This is a genomic window from Dietzia sp. SLG310A2-38A2, assembly GCF_014145095.1.
Taxonomy (GTDB): Bacteria; Actinomycetota; Actinomycetes; order Mycobacteriales; family Mycobacteriaceae; genus Dietzia.
In genome coordinates this window covers 1-3,389 of sequence record NZ_JAALDX010000100.1, presented here as the reverse complement: position 1 = coordinate 3,389, position 3,389 = coordinate 1, and the positions used below count along the sequence as shown (strand labels likewise).

The following is a 3,389-nucleotide window of genomic DNA, read 5'->3' as shown; positions in this document are numbered from 1 at the left end:
TCTTCTTGGCCGCGGTCTTCTTGGCCGCTGGCTTCGTGGTGGTCGCGGTCTTCTGTGCCGCCGGTTTCTCGGAGGCCGCCTTAGTCTCGGAGGCCGGCGTCGTGGTGGCTGCGGTCTTCTGTGCTGCAGGCTTCTTGGCCGCCGGCTTCGTGGTCGCCGCGGTCTTCTGTGCCGCCGGCTTCGTCGCCGGAGCCTTCTTGGACGTGGCCTTGGTTTCGGACCGCTCCTGCTCGGAGGAGCGCGCGGCGGCCGCGGCCTTGCTGCCCGACGACTGACGGCCCGCCTTCTTCAGGTCCTTCCGCAACTGCCCCAACTCGGCCGCGGACATTCGCTCGGCAGTGGGTGTCCCGCTCGCCTCGCGTTTCTCGGCCGCGGCGACGAATTCCTCCATGGCCTCGTTCACCGCGCGGGCCATGGGCCAGGGGTCGGGAACGAGGTCCTTGCAGGCGATGAACCCGAAGTGCAGCTCACCGTCGAGTGACATCACCGTGCAGTTGAGACCGGCGCCGTGGAACACCGGCCCCATCGGCAGCATCTTGGTGACCCTGGCCCCGAGGAAGTACAGGGGGATGTTGGGTCCGGGCACGTTGGAGATGATGAGGTTGTGCACCACCGGGTGACGCTCCGAGAGCCTCAGGCGCGAGTACATCCGGACCGCGGAACCGAACACCGACGGCGCCGCGAACTGCGCCCAGTCGGTCAGGAGGTTGGCATCGAGTGCGTCGGTGTGGTCCTTGGCGACAGTGTTGGCGTCGCGGATCGACTCGAGCCGCTCGACCGGGTCGTCGATGTCCGTGGCCAACGACATGAACATGCCCGACACCCGATTGGTCCCGGGGCGCGACTCCGCGGCGTGCACCGACATCGGGACCATCGCGATGAGGGGCTTGGACGGCAGCTCGTCCAGGTCGTCGAGGTAGTTGCGCAGGGCGGTCGAGCAGAGGGCCAGCACGACGTCGTTGACGGTGGTGCCGAAGGCGTTCTTGATCCGCTTGATCTGGTCCAGGTCCACACTGGCGTAGGAGATGGACCGGTGCCCGGTGATGGTGCGGTTGAACGGGGTGCGGGGCGCGGTGAACGGCGCCGGCATGGCGAGTCCCTTGCGGGCCCTGTTGATCCACGACGGCAGGACCCCCAGGGTTCCCGGCAGCAGCGAGGCCAGCCGCCAGGGCGTGGCCAGTCGGGACAGCGCCCCACCGACGGCCAGTTCGAGGGCTCCCGACCCGCCGGCGGTCTCCTCCACCATGTCCTGGTCGAGCGATGGGTCGTCCGGGGTGAGCGAGCACAGCTGGGACATCATGTTGGCACCCGTGACGCCGTCAACGGTCGAGTGGTGCATCTTGGCGAAGACGGCGAACCGGCCGTCGGGCAACCCCTCGATGACGTACATCTGCCAGAGCGGCATCGACCGGTCTATCGGCTGGCTGGCCAGGTGGCCACACAGCTCCGCGAGCACCTCGTCCCCGCCCGGTTCGGGCAGGCCCACCCGGTGGAGGTGGTGGTCGACGTTGAAGTCCTCGGCCTCGACCCAGACCGGATGGTCGATGTTCAGCAGTGAGTCGTGCAGCTTGCGCCGGAAGCCCGGCATCCCGGTGACCCGGCGGGCGAGTTCGGCCCGCAGCGCGTCGAACGAATACCCGCCGTTCATCTCGGAGCCGTCGAGGACTATCAGGCCACACACGTGCAGGAGCTGGGCCCTGGTCTCGAAGTAGAGGAAGCTGGCGTCAAGTCCACTCAGGCGCTGCATGGAGGGAGTGTACGTCCCGAGTCCTGCCCGCAGAGTCGGTTCCGCGGACCGCTTCTCCTCAGAAGACGTCGAGCAGTAGCCACGCGATCACGACGAGCGCGATCAGCAGTATCAGGGCGAGAGTCACACGCGACCGGGGCATCAGAGGACCTCCTTCCCGGTCTCGGCGTCCCCGGAGGCGACCAGCCCCCGGAACCGGTGCACGAGCACATCCGCGACCCGCTCTACACCCACTGCGACAAAGAAGAAGAGCGGGATGCCCGCGGCGAGCATGATGAACACCTGCAGCGGGAACGGAAGGGTGGCGAGCCACAGTTCGACCCTGTCCCAGAACTCGAGGAATGCCGTCACGGATCGATCCTACGACCGCCCGGCGGCCGCGACCTCCCGGCCACCCACCACCGAACTGTCCAGGCCTCGACGGCGTAGCAGAGCCGACGGGCTCGGGTCCGACCCGCGCATGGCCCGGTAGGCGTCGAGGAAGTCGATCGCGCCTCCTCGGGACAGCACCTCACGGCGCATCGCCTCCCCGGAGGACCGCTGCAGTCCCCCACGCTCGCCGAACCACTCCGTGGCGTCCGCGTCCAGGACCTCCGCCCAGAAGTACGAGTAGTAGGCGGCCGAGTACCCGCCGGCAAAGATGTGCTGGAAGTACCGCGAGCGGTACCTGGGTTCCACGCCGGGGACGTCGAGACCCGCGTCCGCCAACACCCCGGACTCGAACTCGTCGACGTCGGTGACGGCCGCCGCCTGCTCAGGGGTCAGCGAGTGCCAGGCCAGATCGAGCAGGGCCGCGGCCAGATACTCCACGGTCGCCTGCCCCTCGCCGAAGCGCTCGGCCTCCCGCATGCGCGCGACCAGGTCCTCACCGATCGTCTCTCCGGTCTCCACATGACGGGCGTAGTGGGCGAGCAGTTCCGGACGCCGGGCCCACATCTCATTGACCTGGGAGGGGAACTCGACGAAGTCGCGGGGAACGGAGGTGCCCGAGAACACCGGGTACTGCACGTCCGACAGCAGCCCGTGCAGCGCGTGCCCGAACTCGTGGAACATCGTGGTGACCTCGTCCATGGTGAGCAACGTCGGCTCGCCCGGTGCGGGCCGGGACAGATTCATGACGTTGACCACGACGGGCCGCGAGTCCAGGAGCCGGGACTGGTCGCGGAACGAGCTCATCCAGGCCCCGCCCCGCTTGGTCGGCCGCGCGTAGTAATCCAGCAACAGCAGCCCGATCCCGGCGTCGGTCTCGTTGCGCTCGTCGTCGAAGACCTCGATCACACGCACGTCCGGCAGGAACCCCCGTAGGTCCGGACGCTCGGAGAACCGCAGACCGTAGAGTTCGGACGCCGAGTGCATGACCGCATCCCGCAGCACTCGTTCGAGTTCGAAGTACGGCCGGACCGTCGCGTCATCCACCTGGAACCGGTCGGCGCGCAACCGCTCGGACTCCCAGGCCCAGTCGGCCGGGTTCAACTCGCGGTCCTCTCCCCCGAGCAGGTCCTTGGCCTCGTTCCGCGCATTGGTGACGGCCGCGTCGACCACGTCGAGCAGCAGCCCGCGAGCCGCGTCGGGCGACCCCGCGGTCTCCACGGCCAGGACGTGCTCGGCGTGGGAGCCCAGGCCCAGCAGCTGCGCGCGCTCG

General features: G+C 68.5%; 2 protein-coding genes and 1 pseudogene. All 3 read right to left on the bottom strand.

Features of this window, described 5'->3' with window-relative positions; translation table 11 throughout:
- Positions 1-424 precede the first annotated feature (424 nt).
- Positions 425-1,747: pseudogene (locus tag G6027_RS03965) on the bottom strand (wax ester/triacylglycerol synthase family O-acyltransferase); the annotation flags it as partial.
- A gap of 141 nt (positions 1,748-1,888) precedes the next feature.
- Entirely contained in the window at positions 1,889-2,098 is a 210-nt protein-coding gene (locus tag G6027_RS03960; RefSeq protein ID WP_182635594.1) for a hypothetical protein, read from the bottom strand.
- A gap of 9 nt (positions 2,099-2,107) precedes the next feature.
- The coding region (locus tag G6027_RS03955) for a M3 family metallopeptidase (protein WP_241726798.1) at positions 2,108-3,389 on the bottom strand (1,282 nt) is incomplete at its 5' end.